A 14,452-nucleotide genomic window follows, 5' to 3' on the forward strand; every position below is an offset into this window, starting at 1 on the left:
CTAGATATTTAAATAGGAATCTTAATCACATTCTCAAACATTTCACCTCAGACCTGCCCTAAAACTGTTAACTATTTGTCAATAAAGCTTTTACAATAAAGCAAGCATTACCAATGGTAAGCGCTATGCTTACCGCATACCCTACAAAAATAATAATCTTGGAGTCTACTATGACTGCGCGTGAAACTTTAGTGCCAGTTCTGCTTGAAAAAGTGTACAAACTGATTCAAGACAAACTCGATCTTGCTCATCAACCGCTCGTGACCCAACTTGCTCAACATCTATTTAGTAACATTTCGAAAGATGATCTGACTGAACGTAATGAATCTGACTTATATGGTGCGATAGTTAGCCTATGGCATCATATTAACGAGAAAAACCCAGAGGAGCGTTCAGTACGGGTATTTAACCCGACAGTAAGCCGCCAAGGTTGGCAGTCAACGCACACGATTGTTGAAATAGTAATCCCTGATAGCCCGTTTCTTGTGGACTCCATTAAAATGGCGCTCAGCCGTTTGGATTTATCGTCACACCTCATGCTCAATGGCCCAACGCAAATCTCGCGCACCGATAACGGTGTTATTACTTCGGTAAACCAAGGTGAGGGTGTTCTGCAATCTCTTTTTCATATTGAAGTCGACCGCCTTAGCAGCAAAGAAGCGATGACACAGTTGAAAAATGAGTTGCTTAGTATTTTGAGCGATACAGCTTTAGTGGTGCAAGACTGGCAACCAATGTCAGAAAAACTGGTCCAAGTGATTGCGCAATTGGAGACACAAAAAGAGTTCATTCCTGTAGAAAGTGATCGTTACGAAGAAACCATCAAATTCTTAAAGTGGATGGGAAATCATAATTTCACTTTCATGGGATACAAAGAATACGACCTCGTGACGGTCGAAGGCGATACTGAACTGAGACCAACAGCAGAAAAAGGGTTGGGTTTATTTTCTGATTCAAAACGTGTGCGCAGCGTAAAATTATCTGACTTTCCTGATTCTGCGCGCCTTGAAGCCAAAAAGCCTTTTTTATTGATTGTCACTAAAGGCAATACCCAATCACGTATCCACCGCCCAGCTTATACCGATTATATCGGCGTTAAAAAGTTCGACAAGGCAGGTAAAGTGATCGGTGAACATCGCTTCACTGGCTTGTATACCTCTGCTGTATATAACCAAAGCATCGAAACGATTCCGCTGATCCGCGAAAAAGTAGAACGTATCCTAAAAGCCAGCGGTTATCGTGCAGGCTCGTATTCCTATAAAGCGCTGCACAATATTCTAGAAAACTATCCTCGTGATGAGTTACTGCAAGCACGTGAAGAAGAGATGTTAGAAGTTGGGATGGGCGTAGTGCAAATGCAAGATAGGGATTTGCTGCGTCTGTTTGTTCGTAAAGACCCGTTTGGTCGTTTCTTCAGCTGCATGGTCTATGTGACCAAAGAGCGCTATAACACCGAGCTTCGCCGCCAAACGCAACGAATTTTCAAACAGTACTTTGGTTGTGAGCAAGATGTTGAGTTCACCACTTATTTTTCAGAAAGCCCATTGGCAAGAACACACTACATCGTACGTGTTGATAACAACAATATGGATGTCGATGTAAAAACGGTAGAGCAGAATTTAATGGAAGCATCATCAACTTGGGATGATCGTTTATCAGATGCGATCGTAGCAAACTTTGGAGAGAGTAAAGGACTGCCATTATCGAAAGAATACATGCGTGCATTCCCTCGTTCTTACAAAGAAGACATGATGCCGGGTTCAGCGGTGGATGATATCCAGCGATTGGAAGCCTTAGATGAAGAGCACAAACTCGGCATGTTGTTCTATCGCCCACAAGAAGAAGCGGCCGATTCAAAAGCGGTGCGCTTAAAACTCTATCACCGTGACGAGCCAATCCATCTTTCTGATGTGATGCCGATGTTGGAAAACTTAGGGCTGAGGGTGATCGGAGAGTCACCTTATGAAGTACGCAAGTTAAATGGTCAAACGTATTGGATCTTAGATTTCTCAATGCTGCATAAGAGCGATAAGAGTGTCGATCTTCGAGAAGCGAGAGATCGTTTTCAACAAGCATTTGCGGCTATTTGGGCTGGTGAATTAGAGAGTGATGGCTTCAACCGACTAGTACTCGGTGCTTCATTAACTGGGCGCGAAGTCTCGATTCTTCGTGCTTATGCGCGTTACATGCGCCAAGTGGGTTTCCCATTCAGTCAACAATATATTGAAGATACACTCAGCCATTATCCAGATGTAGCAAAAGGGCTGGTGGAACTATTCTTAAAGCGGTTTGATCCTAAACACAAAGGGGCTCAAAAAGGACAAACGGATCTTATCAACGCTATTACTGAAGAGTTAGATCGTGTTGATAGCTTGGATGATGATCGTATTATTCGCCGTTATATGGAGATGATCAGTGCAACGATCCGTACTAACTACTTCCAGCTGGATGAAAACAATCAGATCAAACCTTGGCTTTCTTTAAAAATGAAACCGAAAGAGATTTCTGAAATTCCAGCTCCTGTGCCGGCTTTCGAAATCTTCGTTTATGCGCCTGATATTGAAGGTGTTCATTTACGTGGTGGTAAAGTAGCACGTGGCGGATTACGTTGGTCTGATCGCCAAGAAGATTTCCGTACCGAGATTCTAGGGTTAGTGAAAGCGCAACAGGTAAAAAATACTGTTATTGTTCCTGTGGGAGCAAAAGGTGGTTTTGTGTGTAAGAAACAGCACATGTTTACCACGCGTGATGAGATCTTTGCCGAGGGACAACGCTGCTATAAACGTTTTATTCGTGCATTACTCGATGTTTCCGACAATATTATTGAAGGCGAAGTCGTTCCACCTAAAAATGTCGTTCGTCATGATGAAGATGACCCTTACTTAGTTGTAGCCGCGGATAAAGGGACAGCAACATTTTCCGATTTGGCTAACTCAGTGTCAGCAGAATACAATTTCTGGCTAGGTGACGCTTTTGCTTCTGGTGGTTCAAATGGTTACGACCATAAAGCAATGGGGATTACAGCAAAAGGGGGATGGGAGTCAGTCAAGCGCCACTTCCGTGAGATGGGCATTAACTGCCAAACCACAGATTTCACAGCGATTGGCATCGGCGATATGGCTGGAGATGTGTTCGGTAATGGTATGCTGCTGTCTAAACACATCTGTTTGCAAGCAGCGTTTAACCATTTGCATATTTTCATCGATCCAACACCAAATTCAGCAAAAAGTTGGGAAGAGCGCAATCGCTTATTCAACACGCCACGATCTAGCTGGGAAGATTACAACGCAAAGTTGATCTCAAAAGGTGGTGGCATCTTCTCTCGCAAAGCGAAATCGATCACCTTAACGCCTGAAATTCAAAAAATGATCGGCACTAAGAAGGCTTCTGTTGCGCCTAATGAGCTGATTAAAATGATTTTGAAAATGGAAGTGGATCTTCTGTGGAACGGAGGCATCGGCACCTATGTTAAATCATCGAAAGAGAGCCATTCTGATGTAGGTGACCGTGCTAACGATGCTCTAAGAATTGATGGACGCGATCTTCGTACAAAAGTGATCGGTGAAGGTGGTAACTTAGGTATGACTCAACTTGGACGTGTTGAGTATGCATTAACTGGTGGTCGTGTTAATACCGACTTTGTTGATAACGTTGGCGGCGTCGATTGCTCGGATAATGAAGTTAATATTAAGATCTTCTTGAATGGCTTGGTGGCGAATGGTGATCTTACCGTCAAACAACGTAATCAGATCTTAGAGTCGATGGAAGACGAAGTAGGAGGCATCGTTATTGAAGATGCTTACGCTCAATCTGAAGCTATTTCTGTCACTGAGCAACAGGGTGTATCGTTAGTTAAAGAGCAAATTCGTTTCATCCATGCTATGGAAAAAGCAGGGCACCTTGACCGAGCATTGGAATACATTCCAGATGATGAAACTTTGCTTGAGCGTGAGAAGCAGGGATTTGCATTAACCCGTCCGGAGCTATCGGTATTAGTGGCATACGGCAAAATGGTGTTGAAAGAGGAATTGGCTTGTGAAGAGATTTCTCACGATGAATTCCATTCACAGCAGTTGATCAACTATTTCCCTACTGAGTTACGTCGTAACTATTCTCAGCACATGCAACAGCATCCACTTCGTGCAGAGATCATTGCTACGGCTCTGGCCAACCAGATGGTGAACGAAATGGGATGTAATTTCGTGACCCGTCTGCAAGAAGAGACTGGTGCGAATGTTGTCGATATTGCCAATGCTTACACTGCGGCAAGAGAAATCTATGGTTTAGGCCGTGTTCTTGAGCAGGTTCGTTTACTCGACAATAAAGCAGAAGCCGATGCACAGTACGATGTGATTTTCTTAGTACGCCGAACCTTACGCCGCTTATCTCGTTGGTTGCTGCGTAATCGTTCAGGCAAACAATCGGTCAAAGATTTGATTGCGCTTTATCAAACTGACGTCAATGCCGTTTCCGCTGAACTAGACAATATGCTCGTTGCTGAAGAGGTTGCAGAGCATAATGCCATGGCTCAAGTCTGGATTGATAAAGGCATTAACTCCGAACTGGCGAATTACGTTGCTCGTTTATCAAGCCTGTACTCAGCACTGGATATATCCACAGTGGCTCGTGATAAAGGTAAGACCGTTGCTCAGACAGCTAAGCTTTACTTTAACTTGGGTGATCGTTTATCACTGCACTGGTTCTTAAAACAGATTAACGGTCAAGCGGTGGATAACAACTGGCAAGCACTAGCTCGTGCTGCATTCCGTGAAGATTTAGACTGGCAGCAGCGTCAACTCACTGCGCAAGTATTGAATTGTACTTGTGCGCCAGAAGAACTCGATGTAATGAAAGCACTGGATGAATGGATTGCTAGTAATGAAGTATCCTTAATGCGCTGGGAGAGTATCCTCAACGAATTTAAAGTTGGTGCAGTACATGAATTTGCAAAATTCTCAGTAGCATTAAGAGAATTAGTACTTTTAAATTTGAATTGTGCGGCAAATGAGTAAATAATAACGCCCCGTTTATACGGGGCTTTTTATTTCGGAGGCACAATGCTCTACCGCTTAGCCAGGACTGGCTTTTTTCAACTTGATGCCGAAAAGGCACATGATCTCGCCATTGAAAACTTTAAACGTTTCACAGGCACCCCTCTTGATCTCTTCTATCGTCAACACTTACCCAATCGCCCAGTCGAATGCATGGGTTTAACTTTTAAAAACCCTGTAGGTTTGGCCGCTGGCCTAGATAAAAATGGGGAATGCATAGAAGCTTTTGGTGCAATGGGGTTTGGTTTTGTCGAAGTTGGTACCGTGACTCCACGTCCTCAATCTGGTAACGATAAACCGCGTTTATTCCGTTTGATCCAAGCGGAAGGTATTATCAATCGAATGGGCTTTAACAACTTAGGTGTCGACAACCTGGTTGAGAACGTTAAGAAAGCTAAATATGACGGCATTATCGGTATCAACATTGGAAAGAATAAAGATACACCGATTGAAAATGGGGCAGATGACTATCTTATTTGTATGGAGAAAGTCTACCCATATGCTGGTTACATAGCAGTGAACATTTCATCCCCCAACACTCCTGGGTTACGAACGTTACAATATGGTGAGGCATTGGATGATTTGCTTGCCGTACTGAAAGCGAAGCAATCTGAATTGGCTAAGCTGCATAATAAATACGTTCCGTTAACATTAAAGATCGCTCCTGATCTTTCTGATGACGAACTTAAACAAATTTGCCAATCGTTACTCAAGCATAATATTGATGGCGTTATCGCGACTAATACCACATTGGATCGGTCGCTGGTGGAAGGTATGAAATTCGCGAATGAAGCGGGTGGGTTAAGTGGCCGTCCTGTTCAATCAAGAAGTACTGAAGTGATTAAGTGCTTGTACCAAGAGTTGGGTGATAAGCTGCCCATTATTGGAGTGGGTGGTATTGATTCTTGTATCGCTGCAAAAGAAAAAATGTTGGCGGGCGCGAAACTAGTACAAGTCTATTCAGGATTCATTTACCACGGCCCAGGTTTAGTGAGAGATATTGTCAAGAACCTGTAAATAAGTGCGATTTAAAGGTATTTACTCAGAAAAATAAAAAGTGACTGGGTCAAAGTAAGAGGGAATGAGTTATTCATTTCCTCTTTTTTTTTATATTTCTGTTCTTAAAATTACATTCACTAGCTGGCAAAGGTAATTAAGCGTTTTACCTAATAGTTTGATAATTCATTAAAATTAGAGAGTGGAACGATGCTTAAACCAAGTGACAAATGGAGTTGGTATTATTCAGATAGCGAAAGCTGCCTGATGTTGTACCTTGGTGATGAGATGGTTTTTAAGACCAATCTTTACCGTAATCTGCTCGTCGATTGTGCTTTTGCTGAGAATCATTTTTCAGTCGATGATGCGAGTGCTTTCCAAACCTACAAAGAGCAAATTGCCTATTTAGGTTTAAGTGAGCCAAGACAAGCCGAATTAGCACTCTATTGTGTTGCCGCTAAGCGTTTTCATAAACCTGTCCAGCCTAAAAGTTGGTTTTTTGATCATCAAGGCTACGGTTTTGAACCGAGTGAAGGTGACATTGTTCGGTTGGTCAACGGCTACAGCCAAGGTTATTTCATCGTACTTGAGGTAGGGGACTGCGCTAGTCTTTGCGCCTTAGTCGATTTGGATGCGTTCATACTGAATGGTTCCAAACAGCTGGAATTCGGACAGGTCATTAAGGTTATGCATGACCGTATGGCTTGCGCCAATCATATTTTGCTCGAAGAGCACGTTGCTCTTGTGAGTTAACTTTTCCCTAATAGCACAACGTTTCGTTCCTTTGTTTCATTTCCCATCGGCTTAATAGCCGATTTTTTTTGCCTAGAGCTTTTCCCCAACTCAATCCTATCCGTCTGAATTCGATCTTAAATGTGAGATTTGTTCAGGATTCTGATGTTTTTTTCTTCAAAAGTGACGTTATAAACAGTGTCTACATTGCTAGAAATGGCCGACATATTCCCATTTTTAGCTCATTTGTAATTAATTTACACTACAAAAATCAATCTGGTATAGTCCAATTGTGCAGTGAATAAATACTCACTTATCCCGTAGGCCTTGCTATATCTAGTGAGATGTTTTTGCAATGCTCGAAGCTTGTCTATTTGTAAAATTGGCGAGTAGTTAAGCAATTGAATGGTTGAGAAGGTGAAAGAGACACTTTGTTTTACTCAAGCGTGGGATTGTCAGGTATAATGCGTGGTCATTTTTATCAGTAAAAGAGCAGTATGAATCAATATCTAGCGGTTACCTCAAACGGTCTTGAGAACCTATTAGTTGAAGAACTAACCAAATTAGGGATTACGGACGCAAAACCCGTGCAGGCCGGGGTAAAATTTAAAGCGTCGAAAGAGCAGATTTATCGCTGTTGTTTGTGGAGCCGTCTAGCATCAAGATTTGTTCGCGTCCTCTCTGAATTTACCTGCCAAAATGATATGGATCTTTACTTGTCAGCAAGTTCAGTGAACTGGGTTAATCATTTTCATAGTTCGAAAAAGTTTGTTGTCGACTTCAACGGCACAAATAACGAAATCCGCAACAGTCAGTACGGCGCGATGAAAGTAAAGGATGCGGTTGTCGACTGTTTCACCAAAAAGAACTTACCGCGCCCTTCGATCGATAAAGATCATGCAGATCTTCGTGTCCATGTACGCTTGCATAAAGATAAAGCCATTTTAGGGATTGATATGGTGGGCGGTGGTTTACATCAGCGCGGTTACCGTACCGAAGCGGGGCGAGCACCACTTCGTGAAACATTAGCAGCGGCTATTATTTTGCGTAGTGGATGGAGTGAAACGAAGCCACTGCTCGACCCAATGTGTGGTTCTGGTACTTTGCTCATTGAGGCGGCCATGATGGCTGCTGGTATGGCCCCTAGTCTCAAGCGTCCAAAGTGGAGTTTCGAAGCGTTAGAGGATTTTGATGCAGAACTATGGGCGCAAATAAAATCAGAGGCCAATGTTCAAGCAAGACGTGGTGTCAAGAAAGTTGACTGTAAGTTCTTTGGTTTTGATAACGATGCACGAGTGCTGCAAACCGCGAAAGATAACGCTCGCCGCGCAGGGGTTGAAGAACTGATTACCTTCCAGCTAGGTGATGCGGCACTGATCAAACGTCCTGAAGGGTTTGAGGATGGTGTAGTTATCTGTAATCCACCCTATGGTGAACGTTTAGGTACACATCCTGGTTTGATTGCTTTATACACGGCATTTGGTGGGCAATTAAAGGCTGAATTTGGCGGTTGCCAAGCGTCGATTTTCTCAAGCTCTGACGAATTACTCAGTTGTTTGCGTATGCGCGCTGAAAAGCAGTTTAAGTTAAATAACGGTGCGTTACCTTGTCACCAAAAGAACTACTCAATTTCATTGCGCACGGTAGAGCTGGGAGCGTCTATTTCTCAAGAATCGGTGATTGCTCCTGATTTTTCGAATCGTTTAAAGAAAAATATTGCGAAAATTGGTAAGTGGGCGAAACGTGAATCACTCGATTGCTATCGTATTTATGACGCTGATTTGCCTGAATACAATGTTGCGATCGATGTTTATCTCGACCACCTAGTGATCCAAGAATACGCCGCACCTAAGGATATTGCAGAAGAAAAGACTAAACGCCGTTTAACAGATATCATTCGTGCCGCGATTCAAGTCACCGGAACAGAAGCAAATAAAGTGGTACTCAAAGTTCGTGAAAAACAGAAAGGACGCTCTCAATATCAAAAATTAGGGCAAATTTCTGAGACAATGGAAGTGAACGAGTATGGCGTTAAACTGATTGTCAATTTACATGATTATCTCGATACGGGTTTATTCCTTGATCATAAATTGACGCGTCGTCGCTTAGGGCAAATGGCAAATGGTAAAGACTTCCTCAATCTATTTGCTTACACTGGCTCTGCAACCGTTCATGCCGCTTGCGGTGGAGCAAAATCAACCATGACGGTTGATATGTCTAAAACCTATTTAGAATGGGCTAAAGACAACTTAAAGCTCAACGGTCAAGTTGGACACCAGCATCGCTTTGAACAAGCTGACTGTGTGCAATGGCTAGAGACTGCAAAAGAACAATTTGATTTGATATTTATCGATCCGCCGACATTCTCAAATTCCAAACGTATGGAACACACATTTGATGTACAACGCGATCATATTAAGTTGATGGAAAATTTAAAACGTATCCTACGTCCAGAAGGTACGATTGTGTTTTCAAACAATAAACGACATTTTAAAATGGATTTAGAAGCGTTAGCTGAGCTTGGTTTAGTTGCTCAAAATATTTCAGCGCAAACATTGCCACTGGATTTTGAACGCAATAAGCAGATCCACAACTGCTGGACGATTTCCCATGCATGCAGTGAATAGGGAATGAAGTTGTTCACGCTTTACAGTACTGAAGGATGCCATCTCTGTGAGATGGCATTTCAGCTTGTTCAGCAGGCAAACATTGCTGAACAAGTACAACTTGTTGATATTGCATTTGATGATGCGCTCTTCTCTCGTTACGGGGTCACTATTCCGGTTCTTAAATACCAAGAATCCGAACTGAGCTGGCCCTTTGACCAACAAACATTACTTCATTGGTTAGAAAATAATGGCATTAATTACCATCCATAACGGTCAATTAGCATTTGGTGACCACCCATTACTCGATCATGCAGATTTCGCATTGCAAGAAAATGAACGAGTTTGTCTCGTCGGCCGAAACGGTGCAGGCAAGTCGACTATGATGAAAGTTCTTGCGAGAGAAATCATCATGGACGACGGAAAAATGCAGATAGAACAAGATGTTGTTGTTTCTCGATTAGAACAAGATCCGCCTAGAGATGAAGCTGGCACCGTTTTTGATTATGTTGCTGGTGGATTAGCGGAAGTTGGTGAGTATCTAAAGATCTATCAAGATCTTTTAGATCTCATCGTTATCGATCCAAGTGAAAGTAATATCAATAAGTTATCTCGTATTCAAGAGCAGCTAGAGCATACAGGGGCATGGCGTTTTGAAGAACGTATCCAAAATGTTCTGGCGGCGTTGAAACTGGATGGCCACACCAAACTAACGGATTTATCCGGTGGATGGCAGCGTAAAGCGGCTCTTGCAAGAGCACTAGTGTGTGATCCTGATGTCCTTTTGCTTGATGAACCGACTAACCACCTTGATGTAACCACCATCGAATGGCTCGAAGGCTTTTTGAAAGATTTTAGAGGCTCGATCATCTTTGTATCGCATGACCGGACGTTCATCCACTCAATGGCGACACGCATTGTTGATCTTGACCGCGGTAAACTCAGCTCGTTTCCTGGTGATTATGATCAGTACCTTGTCGCCAAGGAAGAAGCCTTGCGCGTAGAAGAGATGCAAAATGCCGAGTTTGATAAGAAATTGGCCCAAGAAGAAGTTTGGATTCGCCAAGGCATCAAAGCGCGTCGTACTCGTAACGAAGGGCGTGTAAGAGCACTCAAGAAGCTAAGAGAAGAGCGTAATGATCGCCGTGAGGTACAGGGCAAAGCAAACTTGCAAATCGATGACGCTGCGCGTTCAGGAAAAATTGTCTTCGAAGCGAAGGATATTAGCTATAGCATTGATGGCAAAAACATTGTCTCGAACTTCAGTTTCAATATCATGCGTGGTGATCGCATTGCACTTATTGGCCCTAACGGATGCGGTAAAAGTACGCTGCTGAAACTGCTGTTGGGTGATTTACAACCTCAGAGTGGCAAATTACATTGCGGTACCAAACTTGAAGTTGCTTATTTTGATCAGTACCGTGAGATCCTCGATCCTGAGAAGTCGGTAATTGACAACTTAGCTGACGGAAAACAAGAAGTGATGGTGGCTGGGCGCCCACGGCACGCATTAAGCTACTTACAAGATTTCTTGTTTGCCCCTAAACGTGCGAGAACGCCAGTAAAAGCGCTATCTGGTGGTGAGAAAAACAGACTGTTGCTTGCTCGTATTTTCCTCAAACCGAATAATTTATTGATTTTAGATGAACCAACCAACGATTTAGATATCGAAACTTTGGAACTTTTAGAAGATTTGCTTGCCAATTACCAAGGCACATTGCTGCTTGTCAGCCACGATCGTCAATTTGTTGATAATACTGTAACAACGAGTTGGATTTTTGAAGGCGATGGCAAAATTGAAGAATTTGTTGGAGGCTATCACGATGCTCAGCAACAAAGAGCTCAGGTTTTGCAGTCACGAGTTGCTGAAAATGTCAGCAATAAAGAAAAAGTGGTTGAGGAAACTCTCAAAACAGCGCCAATTAAGACAAAACCTAAAAAGTTATCTTATAAACTGCAGCGAGAAATGGATGAGTTGCCCGCAATGTTAGAGCAACTTGAGAATGATATTGAAATGCTTCAACAGCAAGTGAACGATCCTGAGTTTTTCATGCAATCAGCAGATAAAACACAGCCCGTTTTAGATAAGTTAACTGCGAAAGAGCAGGAGCTTGAAATTGCTTTCGAGCGCTGGGAAGAGCTCGAAGCAATGCAACAGGAAAGTTAGAGATTATTAATGAGTAGTAAAACATTTAAAATCACCGTAATTGCGGCCAGTATTCTGGCTGCCACTCAAGCTCATGCTGCACTTTACCAAATTGTAGAAGTGACACCCGGTAACTTAGTCGCTAATGAATATTATGGAAGGGCAATACAAAAAGATAACCTTTCAGCAAATCCTCTTGGATGTTTTACGGCCGGAAATAGCTGTAATACTTTTGCGTTTGGTGGCGATACGCTCAATGGTTCTGATGGCATTTCCTATCATGATGAAGTGCCATTCAAAATGGATAATCGTTTTGTTTATCAGGATATTGATGATCTCAAAAACTATTGCTCTAACGAACTCGGTTATTCTACTTGTGAGGCATGGGCTGATAAGCAATGGCATGGTTTTGAGTACAACAATGTTGAAACTGGCGGTTTGAAACGTGAGCGTGATGCTTGGGATAATGGTAGTTATCTACAAAATGCAGCGGCCTTTGTTAATTCATCGCAAGTTGTTTTGACTTTTGGCTCTATTGCAAATACTCAGAATACCGTTTTAATTGGGTTAGACGGTACTTCTGCTTTTGGTATTACGAGCAGCGGTTACACCCAGTCTGGGAGTAATTACGCTCTAGGCTACCGTCAACGTGGTTTTTATCATGGCAATATTTTAAATCCACCAACAGACACAACAATTGTCAAAGACACAAATAATAAAATTGTTGAAAAAATGGGTCGGACGTTCGCTTATGATGTATTCAATGATGGTACCCATAAGTTTGTGGTTGGTAGTTCATCAGTTAGCCCTTATTTAACAGGTAACGGTGATGATGATAACAAAGACTACAATGGCGATGTTAACACTTGTGTGAGTGATGGTCTCGATCCACAGTTAACTCGTCAGTGTCAAAATTTTGCATTTGCAACGCAAGCTTATATGTGGGACACAACATCTACATCGACGGGTTACCGCGTAACAGGGTGGGTCGGTGATGTTGAAGCAAACCGTAGCGGATACTCTGCACAAGCAAGTGTAAGAGGCGCTGCTATTCCTACATCTGGCAGTTACGCTAACAAGCCAGTTATGGCTGGTTTTAATACCTATCGCGATGATGATGTGTTTAGAATGCAAGCAACGGTATTCTATCCTAACGCAAGTTACGACGTAACAACTCCTAAGCATGATATGTGGAGTAGTAAAGTTATTACTGGCACAGAACTGAAAGTGGATGGAGATGTGATTTACTCCAACTCATTAGCGACAGATATTAATAACCATTTAATCGTGATCGGTGAAACAAAACGCAAAGGCGACAAACCTGAAAGCGGCGCAGCAGCAAACCGTATTTTTGTGTCGGATGCTAATAGTGGAACGCCTGTAGCTAACTATCTATCAGGTGGAATTTTCTTTACCGGTGCTGGCGGTGAAGCGAAAGCGATCAACAATTTCAATGAAATTGTCGGTCAAATCGATGCAGAAAAAGGTCGTGAGGATGGAGGCAAACAACGTCGTCATCGTGGCTTTATCTATCCTTTCAACGGTACAGGGAGTAATGCAGCAAGAATGGCGTTGTTCCAGAACCAAGGTTGGTGGTTAGATGATCTAACCAATGGTGGGGCTTACTCACAACATAATAACCAGTTCCGTATTTTTGAAGCCTCAGATATCAATGATGATGGTGTGATTGCAGCAAGTGCATTTAAATGTACTGGTGGCTATGACGATTTCTCCCATAACTCATACTGTACTTCTGGAAGTGAAAGCGTTGTCGCGATTAAACTGATCCCGATTGCTGGCGCGGCGGCTAGCGATATTGAAGTCCGCAGCACGGCACTTCCGCCCGTTGAACGTAAAGGCGGTAGTATGGGGTGGATTACTCTGACACTACTTGCTCTCTTTGGGTTCCGCAGAAAATAATTAAATAGTGTAAAGAATGGCGCAAGTTCACAATTTAGAATCTGCGCCTTTTTTGTAACTTGAGAAAGTCGAATTTTTGAGCAATTCTTAATTGTGGCGTAACAGATATGCCATGTAGATTTAATAGTTGTATGTAAGACACAAGTTACTGTATGAGGACTACACTATGATGAAGAGACAAAAGCGTGATCGCCTTGAAAGAGCACAGTCTCATGGGTATAAAGCTGGCTTAAACGGACGTTCCGTAGAGGCTTGCCCTTATCAACAAACGGACGCTCGTTCATATTGGCTAGGTGGTTGGCGCGATGCCAGAGATGACAAACAAGCTGGTCTCTACAAATAAACTCCCACATACATGCAAAAGGATTTAAGCCCCGGAAGGGGCTTTTTAGTATTCAAGTCACACTAAAGCACTATAACTAAGTGTTTTGATGAGAAAAAGCGACTCTATGAGTCGCTTATGAATAGTTTAACGTCATTAAAAAGCAGAAGTATCTTGGAAAAGACCTACTTTTAAATCCTTTGCAACGTAAATCTCTTTGCCATCGACAAGAACGCGACCATCAGCTAGGCCCATTACAAGTTTACGGTTAACAACCCGTTTCATCGTGATTTCGTAAGTTACTTTTTTTGCTGTTGGTAGGATCTGACCTGTGAACTTAACTTCACCAACACCTAATGCCCGGCCTTTTCCTTTGCCACCAACCCAGCCAAGGAAGAAACCAACCAATTGCCACATCGCATCTAAACCTAAACAGCCAGGCATTACAGGATCGCCAGGGAAATGGCAATCGAAGAACCATAGATCAGGAGTAATATCTAACTCAGCAAGAATAAGGCCTTTACCATACTCGCCCTCGGTTTCTGACATTTTGGTGATGCGGTCCATCATCAACATATTTGGCGCTGGCAATTGAGGGTAGCCAGGCCCAAAAAGCTCACCTTGGCTAGAGGCTAGTAAGTCTTCACGATTATATGAATCTCGTTTATTCTGCATTATC

At 42.7% G+C, this 14,452-nt stretch carries 9 protein-coding genes; 8 read left to right on the top strand and 1 reads right to left on the bottom strand.

Translation table 11 applies throughout. The annotated features are described in order from the left end of the window. Positions 1 to 170 precede the first annotated feature (170 nt). From AACU59_RS08140 to rmf, 8 genes are all read left to right on the top strand, one after another. Positions 171 to 5,012 carry an NAD-glutamate dehydrogenase gene (locus tag AACU59_RS08140; protein WP_017041966.1) on the top strand — a complete coding sequence of 1,614 codons (4,842 nt, stop codon included), beginning with the start codon at positions 171 to 173 and terminating at the stop codon, positions 5,010 to 5,012. A 45-nt stretch (positions 5,013 to 5,057) separates the two neighbouring features. After that, positions 5,058 to 6,068 carry a quinone-dependent dihydroorotate dehydrogenase gene (gene pyrD / locus AACU59_RS08145; protein ID WP_013856910.1) on the top strand — a complete coding sequence of 337 codons (1,011 nt, stop codon included), beginning with the start codon at positions 5,058 to 5,060 and terminating at the stop codon, positions 6,066 to 6,068. 189 nt (positions 6,069 to 6,257) lie between these two features. Then, the gene (locus AACU59_RS08150; RefSeq protein WP_010320557.1) at positions 6,258 to 6,800 is read left to right on the top strand and encodes a cell division protein ZapC; all 543 of its coding nucleotides are present in this window, start codon (positions 6,258 to 6,260) and stop codon (positions 6,798 to 6,800) included. Between the two features lie 476 nt (positions 6,801 to 7,276). Then, entirely contained in the window at positions 7,277 to 9,406 is a 2,130-nt protein-coding gene (gene rlmKL, locus AACU59_RS08155) for a bifunctional 23S rRNA (guanine(2069)-N(7))-methyltransferase RlmK/23S rRNA (guanine(2445)-N(2))-methyltransferase RlmL (RefSeq protein ID WP_094145238.1), read from the top strand. Positions 9,407 to 9,409: 3 nt separating this feature from the next. Further along, entirely contained in the window at positions 9,410 to 9,658 is a 249-nt protein-coding gene (locus tag AACU59_RS08160) for a glutaredoxin family protein (RefSeq protein ID WP_013856908.1), read from the top strand. Next, positions 9,636 to 11,552, top strand: coding sequence for an ABC transporter ATP-binding protein (locus AACU59_RS08165; RefSeq protein ID WP_017041963.1), 1,917 nt, complete (start codon positions 9,636 to 9,638; stop codon positions 11,550 to 11,552). Before AACU59_RS08160 ends, AACU59_RS08165 begins: the two co-directional genes overlap by 23 nt. 9 nt (positions 11,553 to 11,561) lie before the next feature. After that, a complete protein-coding gene (locus AACU59_RS08170) occupies positions 11,562 to 13,451 on the top strand; it encodes a DUF3466 family protein (RefSeq protein ID WP_094145239.1) in 1,890 nt (629 codons plus the stop codon). Positions 13,452 to 13,620: 169 nt separating this feature from the next. Then, positions 13,621 to 13,794 carry a ribosome modulation factor gene (gene rmf / locus AACU59_RS08175; RefSeq protein ID WP_010320553.1) on the top strand — a complete coding sequence of 58 codons (174 nt, stop codon included), beginning with the start codon at positions 13,621 to 13,623 and terminating at the stop codon, positions 13,792 to 13,794. 135 nt (positions 13,795 to 13,929) lie between these two features. On the opposite strand, the gene fabA is transcribed toward rmf, so the two are convergent. After that, positions 13,930 to 14,448, bottom strand: a complete 519-nt coding sequence (gene fabA / locus AACU59_RS08180) for a bifunctional 3-hydroxydecanoyl-ACP dehydratase/trans-2-decenoyl-ACP isomerase (RefSeq protein WP_013856904.1) — start codon at positions 14,446 to 14,448, stop codon at positions 13,930 to 13,932. Positions 14,449 to 14,452: the final 4 nt, after the last annotated feature.

Origin of the sequence: Vibrio sp. V23_P3S9T160 (assembly GCF_963886625.1) — a bacterium.
Classification (GTDB): Bacteria; Pseudomonadota; Gammaproteobacteria; order Enterobacterales; family Vibrionaceae; genus Vibrio; species Vibrio anguillarum.

Bases quoted from the DNA above. Each gene is read 5' to 3' on its own strand.
- AACU59_RS08140 (WP_017041966.1), top strand. From the start codon at position 171: ATGACTGCGCGTGAAACTTTAGTGCCAGTTCTGCTTGAAAAAGTGTAC.
- pyrD (WP_013856910.1), top strand. From the start codon at position 5,058: ATGCTCTACCGCTTAGCCAGGACTGGCTTTTTTCAACTTGATGCCGAA.
- AACU59_RS08150 (WP_010320557.1), top strand. From the start codon at position 6,258: ATGCTTAAACCAAGTGACAAATGGAGTTGGTATTATTCAGATAGCGAA.
- rlmKL (WP_094145238.1), top strand. From the start codon at position 7,277: ATGAATCAATATCTAGCGGTTACCTCAAACGGTCTTGAGAACCTATTA.
- AACU59_RS08160 (WP_013856908.1), top strand. From the start codon at position 9,410: ATGAAGTTGTTCACGCTTTACAGTACTGAAGGATGCCATCTCTGTGAG.
- AACU59_RS08165 (WP_017041963.1), top strand. From the start codon at position 9,636: ATGGCATTAATTACCATCCATAACGGTCAATTAGCATTTGGTGACCAC.
- AACU59_RS08170 (WP_094145239.1), top strand. From the start codon at position 11,562: ATGAGTAGTAAAACATTTAAAATCACCGTAATTGCGGCCAGTATTCTG.
- rmf (WP_010320553.1), top strand. From the start codon at position 13,621: ATGAAGAGACAAAAGCGTGATCGCCTTGAAAGAGCACAGTCTCATGGG.
- fabA (WP_013856904.1), bottom strand. From the start codon at position 14,448: ATGCAGAATAAACGAGATTCATATAATCGTGAAGACTTACTAGCCTCT.